Origin of the sequence: Streptomyces sp. NBC_01384, assembly GCF_045040035.1 — a bacterium.
Classification (GTDB): Bacteria; Actinomycetota; Actinomycetes; order Streptomycetales; family Streptomycetaceae; genus Streptomyces.
Genome location: NZ_CP109559.1, coordinates 300,907 through 315,207, shown reverse-complemented (window position 1 = coordinate 315,207; position 14,301 = coordinate 300,907). Strand labels below are relative to the sequence as shown.

9 protein-coding genes and 1 pseudogene are annotated in these 14,301 nt (G+C 70.9%); 9 read left to right on the top strand and 1 reads right to left on the bottom strand.

All coding sequences use genetic code 11. From position 1 onward, the window contains the following. Positions 1-228 precede the first annotated feature (228 nt). The 8 genes and pseudogenes from OG747_RS01100 to OG747_RS01065 all read left to right on the top strand — a co-directional run. Positions 229-1,185, top strand: a complete 957-nt coding sequence (locus OG747_RS01100; protein ID WP_405876884.1) for a CBS domain-containing protein — start codon at positions 229-231, stop codon at positions 1,183-1,185. After that, positions 1,182-1,340, top strand: coding sequence for a hypothetical protein (locus OG747_RS01095; RefSeq protein ID WP_405876882.1), 159 nt, complete (start codon positions 1,182-1,184; stop codon positions 1,338-1,340). Before OG747_RS01100 ends, OG747_RS01095 begins: the two co-directional genes overlap by 4 nt. Positions 1,341-1,633: 293 nt before the next feature. Next, positions 1,634-3,043 carry an amino acid permease gene (locus OG747_RS01090; RefSeq protein ID WP_405885401.1) on the top strand — a complete coding sequence of 470 codons (1,410 nt, stop codon included), beginning with the start codon at positions 1,634-1,636 and terminating at the stop codon, positions 3,041-3,043. A gap of 52 nt (positions 3,044-3,095) precedes the next feature. Beyond that, the gene (locus OG747_RS01085) at positions 3,096-4,310 is read left to right on the top strand and encodes an arginine deiminase (protein WP_405876880.1); all 1,215 of its coding nucleotides are present in this window, start codon (positions 3,096-3,098) and stop codon (positions 4,308-4,310) included. Between the two features lie 72 nt (positions 4,311-4,382). Next, on the top strand, positions 4,383-5,384 hold the full coding sequence (argF, locus tag OG747_RS01080) for an ornithine carbamoyltransferase (protein ID WP_405876878.1): 1,002 nt from the start codon (positions 4,383-4,385) through the stop codon (positions 5,382-5,384). Positions 5,385-5,387: 3 nt separating this feature from the next. Beyond that, positions 5,388-6,311, top strand: a complete 924-nt coding sequence (locus OG747_RS01075) for a carbamate kinase (RefSeq protein ID WP_405876876.1) — start codon at positions 5,388-5,390, stop codon at positions 6,309-6,311. Positions 6,312-6,462: 151 nt separating this feature from the next. Next, on the top strand, positions 6,463-8,727 hold the full coding sequence (gene pflB / locus OG747_RS01070) for a formate C-acetyltransferase (RefSeq protein WP_405876874.1): 2,265 nt from the start codon (positions 6,463-6,465) through the stop codon (positions 8,725-8,727). Continuing rightward, positions 8,718-8,798 (top strand): annotated as a pseudogene (locus OG747_RS01065) (pyruvate formate-lyase 1-activating enzyme); the annotation flags it as partial. The gene pflB and the pseudogene OG747_RS01065, both read left to right, overlap by 10 nt. Before the next feature lie 405 nt (positions 8,799-9,203). On the opposite strand, the gene OG747_RS01060 reads toward OG747_RS01065, so the two are convergent. Next, on the bottom strand, positions 9,204-9,752 hold the full coding sequence (locus OG747_RS01060) for a carbonic anhydrase (protein WP_405876872.1): 549 nt from the start codon (positions 9,750-9,752) through the stop codon (positions 9,204-9,206). Between the two features lie 1,032 nt (positions 9,753-10,784). On the opposite strand from OG747_RS01060, the gene OG747_RS01055 reads away from it, so the two are divergent. After that, complete coding sequence (locus tag OG747_RS01055) at positions 10,785-14,159, top strand: pyruvate carboxylase (RefSeq protein WP_405885400.1); 3,375 nt, start codon at positions 10,785-10,787, stop codon at positions 14,157-14,159. Positions 14,160-14,301 lie beyond the last annotated feature (142 nt).

Below are 14,301 nucleotides of genomic sequence, written 5' to 3'. Positions count from 1 at the left end.
CCCGCATGGGTCCCGGACGGGCGGCCCCACGCCCGCCCGAGCCCGCAGGTTGACGCCCGGCCCCTGGTGCGCGGGGACGGCGTGGTACGGCTCAGTCCCACCGCTCCCGAGCGGGCTCGCACGGGATGGGCCGTATCGCCGCTCCACCAGGGCCGTTCGGCTCTTGGCCTGCGGCGGTGGAGCGCAAGACTGGGACGGTAGGCAGTCCGACGGAGTCCGGAGGCCGTCGTGAACAAGCGTGAGAACTATTCCTCGGGCGCCGACGCCCGCGGTGCCGTGCCGTCGCACGCCTGGCGTCCCAGCGAGGAATCGAGGCAGGACCTGTTCCTGCGCTACCTGGGTGCCGTCGCCACGGTCTCGGCCGAACAGGCGAGCGCCGAGCGGCAGACCGCGCCGGCCCCGTCCGGCACCACGAGACGCCCAAGCCCGGCAGCGGGAGCCGAGCCAGGCCCGTTCCCGAAGGCGGAGCAGGAACAGAGGACCGGCGGCTCTGCTGAGGAGAGGCTCCCGGAGCCGTCAGCAGAACCCTCGGCCCCGCTGGTGCGGGACGTGATGGACGTACCCGCCGTGTCCATGCAAGACGACCTGCCGTACCGCGAGATCGCACGGCTGCTGGCGCGCGAACGCGTCGGCGCGGTCCCCGTGGTGGATGCCGACGACCAGGTGGTCGGTGTGGTGTCGGAATCCGACCTGCTGGCAAAGGCGGCGTTCGAAGCCTCTGGCCACCGGCCCGGACGCATCGGCAGGCTGCGGGAACGGCGACTGTACGAAAAAGCCCGGGGCGAGACGGCGGCGGACCTGATGACCAGCCCCGCGATCACGGTGCTGCCAGGTGCGACCGTCGCGGAGGCCGCCTGGCTCGCGGCGCTGTCGCGTCTGAAGCGGCTCCCCGTCACCGACCACGACGGCCGCCTGGTCGGCGTGGTCCGCCGTGACGCCCTGCTGCAAGCCCTCGTCAGGGACGACGCCGGAATCCGGCAGGAGATCGAGGCGAAGATCAACGCCTTTTGCTCCCCGGCCGACCGTGACACCGTCGAGGTGTACGTGCGCGACGGCGTGGTGGAACTGACGGGCCGGATGTCGGAGGCCTCGGTGTCCCGGCTGATGGCGGAGGTGCAGCACATCGAGGACGTGGTCGAGGTCAACAACCGCCTCACCGCGTCACCGGCCGCGCCACGGCGGTGACCGATCCCGTCGAGCACGGCCGGCTGACCCGGACCGGCCCGCGCTCATGGGTGGCCTCGCCCGAGGAGGTCTTCATCCGCATCGAGCCCGAGCCGGTGACCGGCCGTCAACTCGTCGCAGGACGCACGGTCTACGGGATCGACCGCACCTCCTGACGAACCCCGCGGCACGCAACGGCCCCGTGCTCCGTTTCCCCGGCCACCGGAGAGGCGGAGCACGGGGCCGTTCGGGGACGTTCCGAACGGGACCAACGGCCCCGGCGGGGGACGGGTGGCCACTGACCACGATCGCGGCCGCCGAGAAGGATCGTCCACGGATCGGCTCACCGCCTGCGTCCCCAGCGACCCGCACAAGGAGCACTTTCATGTCCAGGACCTCCAGGACCCCAAGAAGCGGCGAAAGGCCGGGCCCCGCGGCGGCACTCGGCCTCCCCTCGGCGACCGCGCTCGTGATCGGCAGCATCATCGGCACCGGAGTCTTCGCGCTCCCCTCGGCCCTCGCACCGTACGGGCCCATCTCGCTCGTGGCGTTCGGAGCCGTCACGCTCGGCGCGCTCGCGCTGGCGGTGACCTTCGGGGCGCTGTCGAAGCGCGTTCCGGCGAGCGGCGGCCCCTACGTCTACGCCCGCGAAGCCTTCGGTGAGTTCGCCGGGTTCCTCAACGCCTGGTCGTACTGGATCACCGCGTGGGCCGGGAACGCCGCGATCGTGGTGGCCTGGGTCGGCTATGTCGAGGTGTTCGTCAACACCGGCCACCGCATCGCGGTCTCGGTGCTCATCGCACTGATCGGGCTGTGGATCCCGGCCGCGATCAACCTCACCGGCGTACGGAACATCGGTGCCTTCCAAGTGATCACCACCGTACTGAAGTTCATCCCGCTGGTCTTCATGGCCACGATCGGGCTGCTGTTCATCGACCCGCACAATTTCGGTACCTTCAACGCCAGCGGCCAGTCGGCGCTGGGCGCGATCTCGGCCGCCGCGGCCATCGCCCTGTTCAGCTACCTCGGTCTGGAGGCCGCCTCGGTGGTCGCCGGCCGGGTCCGCGAGCCGGGCCGCAACGTGCCGCGCGCCACCGTGTACGGCACCCTCGCCTGCGCCGTCATCTACATCCTGGGCACCCTCGCCGTCTTCGGCACCGTCTCGCACGGCGAACTCGGCGCCTCCTCCGCGCCGTTCACCGACGCCGCGAACAACATCTTCGGCGGCAGCTGGGCCGGCGACACGGTCGCGGTGGCCGCCATCATCTCCGGCATCGGCGCCCTCAACGGCTGGACCATGCTGTGCGCCGAGATGCCGTACGCGGCCGCCCGCGACGGACTCTTCCCCGGGGCCTTCGCGAAGCTGCGCGGCGACAACGGCGTCCCGGTCTTCGGCATCGTCGCCTCCACCGTCCTCGCCTCGCTGATCACCGTGTTCAGCTACACCCGCTTCGACGACGTCTTCACCAAGATCGTGCTGTTGAGCGTGCTGACCGCCGTGATCCCGTACCTCTTCTCCGCCGCCGCCCAGCTGTACTGGCTGCTGGTCCGCGGACGCGAGAGCCTCAGCCCCGGGCGGCTGGCCCGGGACGTCACCGTCTCCGCGCTGGCGATGGCCTTCTCGTACTGGTCGATCCAGGGCAGCGGCTACCAGACCGTGTACTACGGGCTGTTCGTCCTGCTGCTCGGCCTGCCGGTGTACGTGTGGCTGAAGCGCGACCGCGGGGAGTACGGCGAGGCGGGCGCCCCGCAGCTCGCGGTCGAACTCGGCGAGGCGCGGGCGCCGGAGACTCCCGTGACCGACGAGCGACTCTCCCGCGGCCCGCGCACGAGCCGAACCGGCGGCTTCCGGAAGAACCCCCTCAACCACCACGACTGATCTCACTGCCTCGCCCCGCCGGCACCCGCCCGACCACAGGAGCAGCCCCGCCATGAACACCTTCCACGTCGACTCCGAAGTCGGCCGCCTCCGCCAGGTGATCCTGCACCGCCCCGGACTCGAACTCTCCCGGCTGACCCCGCGCAACGTCGACGCCCTGCTCTTCGACGACATCCTGTGGGCCAAGAGGGCCCGCGAGGAGCACGACGCCTTCGCCCAGGTACTGCGCGACCACGGAGCCCGCGTGCACTACTTCGCCGACCTGCTGGCCCAGACCCTCGACGTCCCGGAGGCCCGCGACTGGCTCCTGGACCGGGTCGTCACCCCCGCGACCGTCGGCCCCGCCCTGCAGGACCCGGTGCGCGAGCGGTGCGCCGAGCTGGACGGCGAGACCCTCGCGGGGTACCTGATCGGCGGCATCCTCAAGAACGACCTGCCGCTCGCCAGCCCGCACAGCCTGGTCTGGAACGCGCTGGACGCCGAGGCCTTCGCGCTCGCCCCGCTGCCCAACCACCTCTTCCCACGCGACAACTCCTGCTGGATGTACGACCGGTTGTCGGTCAACCCGATGGCCAAGCACGCCCGGCGGCGCGAGAGCCTGCACGCCGAGGCCATCTACCGGTTCCACCCCATGTTCGCCGCCACCGCGCCCGCACCGATCCTCGACGGGCCCGTGGGCACCCTCGAAGGCGGCGACGTGCACGTCCTCGGCAACGGCGCCGTCATGGTCGGCATGGGGGAGCGGACCACCGCCCAGGCCATCGAGAACCTCGCCGCCCGGCTCTTCGCCGACGGCACGGCCACCCGGGTGATCGCCGTCCAACTCCCCGCCACTCGCGCGTACATGCACCTCGACACCGTGCTGACCATGCTCGACCGCGACACCTTCGCCATCTACCCGGGCCTCGCCGACGCCCTGCGCTCGTGGACCCTGCGGCCCAGCGACGCCCACGGGACCGGCTTCGACGTCACCCCCAACTCCGACCTGGCGACCGCGCTCGCCGAGGCACTCGACCTGGACAAGGTCCGGATGCTCTCCGCGCCGCAGGACCTCGCGGGCGCCGAGCGCGAGCAATGGGACGACGGCAGTAACTTCCTCGCCCTCGCACCCGGAGTCGTCGTCGGCTACGAGCGCAACGTCACCACCAACACCTATCTCCGCAAGCAGGGCATCGAGATCGTCACCATCGCCGGCGCCGAACTCGGCCGCGGCCGGGGCGGCCCACGCTGCATGAGCTGCCCGATCGAACGCGACCCGGCCGACTGAGCGATGCCGTCGCCGACACGGCCGTACGCCACGACGGCACCCAAGCACCCGTCCGCACCAGCGAGGAACCCCATGACCACAGACCTGCGAGGCCGCTCCTACCTGAGCGAACTCGACTTCACCGCCGCCGAGATCCACCACCTCCTCGACCTGGCCGCACACCTCAAGGCGGCCAAGCGCTCCGGCACCGAACAGCCCCGCCTGACCGGCAAGCACCTCGCGCTGATCTTCGAGAAGACCTCCACCCGCACCCGCTGCGCCTTCGAGGTCGCCGCCGCCGACCAGGGCGCCGCCACCACCTATCTCGGCCCCGGTGACACGCACGTCGGCAGCAAGGAGTCCATCGCCGACACCGCCCGCGTCCTCGGCCGGATGTTCGACGGCATCGAGTACCGCGGCTCCGCCCAGTCGATCGTCACCGAACTCGCCGCCCGCTCCGGCGTCCCCGTCTACAACGGTCTGACCGACACCGCGCACCCCACCCAGAGCCTGTGCGACGTCCTCACCATGCGCGAGCACAGCCCCAAGACACTGCCGGAGATCAGCTACTGCTACCTCGGCGACGCCCGCAACAACATGGGCAACTCGCTGCTGTCGATGGGCGCCCTGCTCGGCATGGACGTACGGATCGCCGCGCCCAAGGCGCTGTGGCCCGGGCCCGAGCTGGTCGCCGCCTGCCGGGCGGTCGGCGAAGGCAGCGGGGCCCGGATCACCCTCACCGAGGACGTTGAGACCGCCGTACGCGGCGCGGACTTCCTGCACACCGACGTCTGGGTCTCCATGGGCGAAGCGGCCGACACCTGGCGCGAGCGCATCGAACTGCTGCTGCCTTACCAGGTCAACGACAAGACGCTCGCCCTCACCGGCAACCCGGACGTCAAGTTCATGCACTGCCTGCCCGCCCTGCACGACCACCGCACCCGCCTCGGCCGCGAACTGCTCGACACCTACGGCCTCGACGGCCTCGAAGTCACCGACGAGGTCTTCTCCTCGCCCGCCTCCGTCGTCTTCGACCAGGCGGAGAACCGGCTGCACACCATCAAGGCCGTACTCGTGGCCACCCTGGAGGACTGAGCCATGCGTATCGTCATCGCCCTCGGCGGCAACGCCCTGCTGCACCGCGGTGAACGCCCCGACGCGGCCGTCCAGGAGGCGAACATCGACCGGGTGACCACCGCGATCGCCGCCCTGGCCCACGAGCACGAGATCGTCATCACCCACGGCAACGGCCCCCAGATCGGGCTGCTCGCCGTGGAGAGCGCCGCCGACCCCGCGCTGAGCGCCCCCTACCCGCTGGACCTGCTCGGCGCCCAGACCCAGGGCATGATCGGTTCCCTGCTGGCCCGCACCCTGCACGACGCCCTGCCCGGACGCCGGATCGCCGCGCTGGTCACCCACACCCTCGTCCGGGCCGACGACCCGGCCTTCGACCACCCCACCAAGTTCGTCGGCCAGGTCTACCCCTACGAACTGGCGTCGACGCTCGCCCGTAAACGCGGCTGGCACATCGCCGCCGACACCACCGGCTGGCGCCGCGTCGTCCCCTCCCCGGCACCCGAACGCATCCTGGAGACCGAGACCGTTCACGAACTGCTGAACAGCGGCACGCTCGTCATCTGCGCCGGCGGCGGAGGCGTCCCCGTCACCGCCGACCACGACACCGGCGCGCTGACCGGAGCGGAAGCGGTCATCGACAAGGACCTGACCGCGGCGCTGCTCGCCGAGGACCTGAAGGCCGACTTCCTGCTCATCCTCACCGACGTGCCCTGCGTCTACGCCGGCTACGGCACCCCCGACGAGCGGCCCGTCCTCGGCGCCACCCCCGCCGAGCTGCGCCGCGGCGGCTTCCCGGACGGCTCGATGGGCCCCAAGACAGAGGCCGCCGCCCGGTTCGTCGAACGCACCGGGGGACTGGCCGCGATCGGCGCCCTGGACGCGGCGTACGAGATCGTCCACGGCAGGTCGGGCACGCTCGTCCGGCCGGACCTGACGGTCGGGTGAGAGCCCCCGAGCGGAGACCGAGGCCGAACGGCCCCCGGCCGGGGGCCGGACGGCGGCGTCCCGGGCCCTGCCCGGCCCTCCCGGCGGCCGTCGCGCCGCACGAGCATCGAAACGAAGGCATTCCAGTGCGCAGCAAGGGAGAGCACCGGCGATGACAACAACGGTGACAGTGACAGCCGGAACACGCGTGCCCGAGGCATGGCGCGGGTTCGCCGGTACACAGTGGCGCGAGGGCGTCGACGTACGCGACTTCATCCAGGCCAACTACAGCCCCTACGAGGGCGACGCGGCCTTCCTGACCGGCCCGACGGACCGGACCCGGACCGTGTGGGAGAAGGTCAGTGCCCTCTTCCCGGAGGAGCGGCGCAGGGGAATCCTCGACGTCGACACCGCGACCCCGTCGACGATCACCTCGCACGCGCCCGGGTACATCGACCGCGAGCGCGAGCTGATCGTCGGTCTGCAGACCGACGCCCCGCTGAAGCGCGCGATCATGCCCAACGGCGGCCTGCGGATGGTCGAGAACGGCCTGAAGGCGTACGGCTACGAGCCCGACCCGTTCGTCAGCCGCGTCTTCGGGACCTACCGCAAGACCCACAACGACGGTGTCTTCGACGCCTACACCCCCGAGATGCGCGCCGCCCGCAAGGCCGGGATCATCACCGGACTGCCCGACGCCTACGGCCGAGGCCGGATCATCGGCGACTACCGGCGGGTGGCGCTGTACGGCACCGCCCGGCTGATCGAGGCCAAGCGGGCCGAGCGCGCCCTGCTGGACGCACGGCCGTCCACGTCCGACGTCATCCGCGACCGAGAGGAACTGGCCGAGCAGACAAGGGCGTTGGACGAACTGACGCGGATGGCGGCCTCGTACGGCTGCGACGTCACCCGGCCTGCTGCCACCGCACATGAGGCCGTGCAGTGGCTCTACCTCGGCTATCTCGCCGCCGTGAAGGAGCAGAACGGCGCCGCGATGTCGCTCGGCCGCACCTCCACCTTCCTGGACGTGTACCTGCAACGGGACTTGGCGGAGGGGATTCTCGACGAGACCCGCGCCCAGGAGCTGGTCGACGACTTCGTGATCAAGCTGCGGATCGTACGGTTCCTGCGCACCCCCGAGTACGACGCGCTGTTCTCCGGCGACCCGACGTGGGTGACGGAGTCCATCGGCGGCATCGGTACGGACGGCCGTCCGCTGGTCACCCGCACCTCCTTCCGCTTCCTGCAGACCCTGTACAACCTCGGCCCGGCCCCCGAACCCAACCTGACCGTGCTCTGGTCGCCCCGACTGCCCACGGGTTTCAAGGAGTTCTGCGCCAAGGTCTCCATCGACACCAGCGCCGTCCAGTACGAGTCCGACGAGCAGATGCGTCCGCGCACCGGGGACGACACGGCGATCGCCTGCTGCGTCTCGGCGATGGCGGTCGGCAAGCAGATGCAGTTCTTCGGCGCACGCGTCAACCTGGCCAAGGCGCTGCTGTACGCGATCAACGGTGGCCGGGACGAGATGACCGGCGAGCGGATCGCCCCCGAGGCACCGGCGCTGACCGGGGAGTACCTGGAGTACGAGGAGCTGTCCGCGGCCTACGACCACATGCTCGACTGGCTGGCGGCCACGTACGTCAACACGCTCAACGTCATTCACTACATGCACGACAAGTACGCCTACGAGCGCATCGAGATGGCGCTGCACGACCACCCCGTGCACCGCTTCATGGCCTGCGGCATCGCCGGACTGTCGGTCGCCGCCGACAGCCTGTCCGCCGTCAGGTACGCCCGGGTGAAGGTGATCCGGGACGACACCGGGCTCGCCGTCGACTTCGAAACAGAGGGAGACTGGCCGGCGTACGGGAACAACGACGACCGCGCCGACGCACTCGCGGTCGGCCTGGTCGAGTCCTTCATGGCGAAGGTGCGCAAGCACCCCACCTACCGGGGCGCCGAGCACACCCAGTCCGTCCTGACGATCACCTCGAACGTCGTCTACGGCAAGCACACCGGCAACACCCCCGACGGCCGGCGCGCCGGACAGCCCTTCGCGCCCGGCGCCAACCCCATGAACGGCCGTGACCGGCACGGCGTGGCCGCCTCCGCGCTCTCGGTCGCCAAACTGCCGTACGAGCAGGCCCGCGACGGCATCTCACTGACGACGACGATCACCCCGGAGGGACTGGGACACGCGCCCGGCGAGCGCGCCGGCCATCTGGTCGGCATCCTCGACGCCTACACGGCCTCCGGCGGCTTCCACATGAACGTCAACGTCCTGGACCGGGCCACGCTGGAGGACGCGATGGAACACCCCGAGAAATACCCGGAGTTGACCATCCGTGTCTCCGGGTACGCCGTCAACTTCGTCCGCCTGACCCGCGAGCAGCAGCTCGACGTGATCAGCCGCACCTTCCACGGATCGCTGTGACAACCACGGCGACCGGCCGGATCCATTCCTGGGACCTGTCCACCGGCGTGGACGGTCCCGGGACCCGATTCGCCTGGATGTTCCGTTCGAGGAGACCCTGGCTCGGCATGCCACCGAGCCGATCGCCGGCGCGATCGGCGCGGAGGCGCTGCGTGAGTGGTACCGGCCGCTGGACCTTGCTGGCGAGGTTGTCGAAACCGGCATCGCATCGGCCACTGACAACTCCTGCCGGGGTGGCGGGCGGCCCGTGCCGTGTCCCGATCCGGCGGTTCTCAGAATCGGGGCTGGACTGCCGCCCGCACGGATCGCGGCGAGGCAGTCGGCCCCCGCGTGTTGATCGAGGTCCTGCTGCCGGCGAGGTGGCGGGAACACGAAGGCTGACGCGGTACTGATGGCAGCTGCCCCGGGGCGCATCGGGCAGACGGTCTCGCTCATCTTCACCGGCCTGGCAACGCCCGTTCGTCCCGTCCGGCCGGTCAGGCGGGCGCGCCGGCCAGGACCTCCACCTTGCCGGTATCGAGCGAGTAGTAGCCGCCGACCACGGCAAGGGCGCCCTTTCTCACGAGGGGGGCCAGGTCCTGATTGGAGCGCAGGTCGGCAGCGGTCAGCGTGACCTGTGCGCGGGCCATGGACTCGACCGGGTCGGCACCGCCTTCACGGACTGCCTGCTCGTACGCCGGCCGCAGAGCCTTGGCGATCGCCTGCAGATTGCCGGGCAGTGGTTTGCCGTCACGGAGGGACTTGTACGCCGCCTCGACGGCACCGCAACGCTGATGCCCGAGGACCACGATGAGCGGAGTGCCACTCGTCATGGGCCCGTACTCCACGGAACCCGTGACCACCGGGCCGACCGCCTCCCCGCCCGTGCGCATCACGTAAAGGTCACCCAGCCCGGTGTCGAAGAGGAGTTCAGGCGGTACCCGCGAGTCGATGCACGCGAGGATCGCCCCGAAAGGTTTCTGCTTCTGGGCTACGAACTGGCGCCGGTTCGGATCCCGGTCGGGATGCCGAAGATCTCCGCTCACCCAGCGCTCGTTGCCTTCCATCAGCCTTGCGAACGCCGCGGCGGGCGTGGTCGGCCGCGCTTCCGGCGAAGCGCTGTTCGTCGATGGGGCGGCGCTCGTCGGTGAACACCCAGCAAGCGCGGCCGTGGCTACCACAAGTCCGCCGGCGAGCAGAGCTCTGCGATCCGGATGTCCCGCTCTGTCCATCGGTCCTGACCCCTCAGTCCGCTGAGACGTCTCTGTACGTCTTGACCAGGGTGATTGTGCAGTGCGGTGGTGGAGCTGGACGGCAGGCACGAGCGGCGTGGGTTGCTTTGCCACCGATGGCCCACAGAATCGGCTCAGGCGGCGGGGTGGCCGGGGCGGCGGTAGTGGCCGGATACCGGCGGACCTGGTAGTGGTCGAGGCCGGCCTCATTCTTGGCGGTCGGGACGCGTTCCTCAATCGCCCAGCGGGCTCCCGCGGCCTGGAGGATCTCCGCCGGCGGGGTGCCGGCCGGCGCGTGCGGCAACCCATTGCGCGTGGGTCGTGCCTCCGCACCGCGCCTGGACCGCCGAACCCGCCGGCCAAAGGTTGTCCCGCTATCGGTCGGGGTACTGGTTGGACGGCGTCAGCGGCCACCTGAGAATGTGCGATGACACCGCGACGGACAGGACAGATTCCGTTCCAACACCTGGTGACGGACCACTACTCCGCCGCGCGGACAGCGATCGCGACGGTCGTCAGAGACCAGGAGACCAGGAACGGTCTGTGGCGGAGCGTCACAGCCGACAGGATGCCTCCGCCGCGGTCGCCCGACTTCCGTGTGGAGATCGTTAGCCAGGGATCCCTGCGGTCGCCGAACGCCTCATGGCGGGCCGGGCGTCGGGTGGGGCCGGGCGCAGCGAGAGGGCACGTCCGCGCGGTGGACGACGTACTCTCGCCCCGGACCGCCCGGCGGGACAGCACGGTGCTCCGACGAGGACATCGGCGGAAGTGGCCCGACTCACATGGCACAACAGGGGCGTCACCGACAGCATGGTCCTCGTCACCGGCAGGCCGAAGGGATCCAGGATGTTCCGCAAGGTGCTGGTCGCCAACCGCGGCGAGATTGCGATTCGCGCGTTCCGCGCTGGCTATGAACTGGGCGCGCGAACCGTGGCCGTCTTCCCCCACGAGGACCGCAACTCGCTGCACCGGCTGAAGGCCGACGAGGCCTACGAGATCGGCGAGCCGGGGCACCCGGTGCGGGCCTATCTCTCCGTGGAGGAGGTCGTCCGTGCCGCGCGCAAGGCGGGTGCGGACGCCGTCTACCCGGGCTACGGGTTCCTGTCCGAGAACCCGGAACTGGCGCGCGCCTGCGAAGAGGCGGGCATCACGTTCGTCGGCCCGGACGCCGCCACTCTCGAGCTGACGGGAAACAAGGCCCGCGCGGTGGCGGCCGCCCGGGCGGCCGGTGTGCCGGTCCTCGGCTCCTCGGCGCCCTCCAACGACGTCGACGAACTGGTCCGTGCCGCCGAGGACGTCGGTTTTCCCGTGTTCGTCAAGGCGGTCGCGGGCGGCGGAGGGCGTGGCATGCGGCGGGTCGAGGACCCGGCCGCGCTGCGGGAGTCCATCGAGGCGGCCTCCCGCGAGGCGGCCTCCGCGTTCGGCGACCCCACCGTCTTCCTGGAGAAGGCCGTCGTCGACCCGCGCCACATCGAGGTGCAGATCCTCGCCGACGGACAGGGCAACGTCATCCACCTGTTCGAGCGTGACTGCTCGCTGCAGCGCCGCCACCAGAAGGTGATCGAGCTGGCGCCCGCGCCGAACCTCGATCCGGCGCTGCGGGACCGGATGTGCGCCGACGCGGTGCGGTTCGCCCGCGAGATCGGCTACCGCAACGCGGGCACCGTGGAGTTCCTGCTCGACCGGGACGGCAACCACGTCTTCATCGAGATGAACCCGCGTATCCAGGTGGAGCACACGGTGACGGAGGAGGTCACCGACGTCGACCTGGTGCAGGCTCAGCTGCGCATCGCCGCCGGCGAGTCGCTGGCGGATCTCGGGCTCTCCCAGGAAACGGTCACCCTGCGCGGTGCCGCTCTGCAGTGCCGTATCACGACCGAGGATCCGGCCAACGGCTTCCGCCCGGACACCGGCCGGATCAGCGCCTACCGTTCGCCGGGCGGCTCCGGTATCCGCCTGGACGGCGGTACCACCCACGCGGGTACGGAGATCAGCGCGCACTTCGACTCGATGCTCGTCAAGCTCACCTGCCGGGGCCGGGACTTCAAAGCCGCGATCGGCCGGGCCCGGCGTGCCGTGGCCGAGTTCCGCATCCGGGGCGTCGCCACGAACATCCCGTTCCTCCAAGCCGTACTGGACGACCCCGACTTCCAGGCCGGACGGGTCACGACGTCGTTCATCGAGCAGCGGCCGCACCTGCTCACCTCCCGCCACTCCGCCGACCGCGGCACCAAGCTGCTCACCTACCTCGCCGACGTCACGGTGAACAAGCCCCACGGCGAACGCCCCGAGCTGATCGACCCGGCCACCAAGCTGCCCCCGCTGCCCGCCGGTGAGCCGCCCGCGGGTTCCCGGCAGCGCCTTGTCGAGCTCGGCCCCGAAGGCTTCGCCCGCCGGCTGCGCGAGTCGCCGACCATCGGCGTCACCGACACCACCTTCCGTGACGCCCACCAGTCCCTGCTCGCCACCCGGGTGCGCACCAAGGACCTGCTCGCCGTCGCCCCGGCCGTGGCCCGGACCCTGCCCGAGCTGCTGTCCCTGGAATGCTGGGGCGGCGCCACCTACGACGTCGCCCTGCGCTTCCTCGCCGAGGACCCCTGGGAACGCCTCGCGGCCCTACGTGAGGCCGTGCCCAACATCTGCCTCCAGATGCTGCTGCGTGGCCGCAACACCGTCGGCTACACGCCGTACCCGACCGAGGTGACCGACGCCTTCGTCCAGGAGGCCGCGGCCACCGGCATCGACATCTTCCGCATCTTCGACGCGCTCAACGACGTCGGCCAGATGCGGCCGGCCATCGACGCCGTACGGGAGACCGGGACGGCGATCGCCGAGGTCGCCCTGTGCTACACCTCCGACCTGTCCGATCCGTCGGAGCGGCTGTACACCCTGGACTACTACCTCCGCCTCGCCGAGCAGATCGTGGCAGCCGGCGCGCACGTCCTGGCCGTCAAGGACATGGCCGGTCTGCTGCGGGCGCCCGCGGCGGCCACGCTCGTGTCGGCGCTGCGCCGCGAGTTCGACCTGCCGGTGCACCTGCACACCCACGACACCGCGGGCGGCCAGCTCGCCACCTACCTCGCCGCGATCCAGGCCGGCGCCGACGCGGTGGACGGCGCGGTCGCCTCCATGGCGGGCACCACCTCGCAGCCGTCACTGTCGGCGATCGTCGCCGCCACCGACCACTCCGACCGTCCCACCGGCCTGGACCTGGGGGCCGTCGGCGACCTGGAGCCGTACTGGGAGAGCGTCCGCAGGATCTACGCGCCCTTCGAGGCGGGTCTGGCCTCGCCGACCGGACGCGTGTACCACCACGAGATCCCCGGCGGCCAGCTGTCCAACCTGCGCACCCAGGCGGTCGCCCTCGGCCTCGGTGACCGCTTCGAGGAGATCGAGGCGATGTACGCCGCCGCCGACCGCATCCTGGGCCGCCTGGTCAAGGTCACTCCCTCCTCCAAGGTCGTCGGCGACCTCGCCCTGCACCTGGTGGGTGCCGGGGTGGAGCCGGAGGACTTCGAGGCGACACCGGACAGGTTCGACATCCCCGACTCCGTCATCGGCTTCCTGCGCGGCGAGCTGGGCACCCCGCCCGGCGGCTGGCCGGAGCCGTTCCGCACCAAGGCGCTCCAGGGCCGCGCAGACGCCAAGCCCGTACAGGAGCTGACCGCCGAGGACCGCACGGGCCTGGAGAAGTCCCGGCGCTCGACACTCAACCGGCTGCTGTTCCCCGGGCCGACGCGTGACTTCGAGACCCGCCGCCAGGCCTACGGCGACACCAGCGTGCTGGACAGCAAGGACTTCTTCTACGGGCTGCGCCCCGCCAAGGAGTACGCCGTCGACCTCGAGCCCGGCGTGCGGCTGCTCATCGAGCTCCAGGCCATCGGCGAGGCGGACGAACGCGGCATGCGCACCGTGATGTCCTCCCTGAACGGCCAACTGCGGCCGATCCAGGTCCGTGACCAAGCGGCGGCTTCCGACGTACCGGTGACCGAGAAGGCCGACCGGGCCAACCCTGGGCACGTGGCGGCTCCGTTCGCCGGTGTGGTGACGCTCGCGGTCGCCGAGGGCGACGAGGTGGCGGCCGGTGCGACCGTGGCCACCATCGAGGCGATGAAGATGGAAGCCTCCATCACCGCCCCGACGGCCGGCCGGGTGACCAGGCTGGCCATCAACCGGATCCAGCAGGTGGAAGGCGGCGACCTGCTCATCGAGGTGGGGTGAGGCCCCTCGTCGGGGCTGAGACCTGGCCCCGCCCCCGACGGTGAGGGGACGGGGCCAGGCCGAGGCGGGTTGCCACGGTCACGACGTCACGCCGGAGGGGGCGCTGGTCGGTCTTCGCGTCCATGACGACGCCTGCGTCACG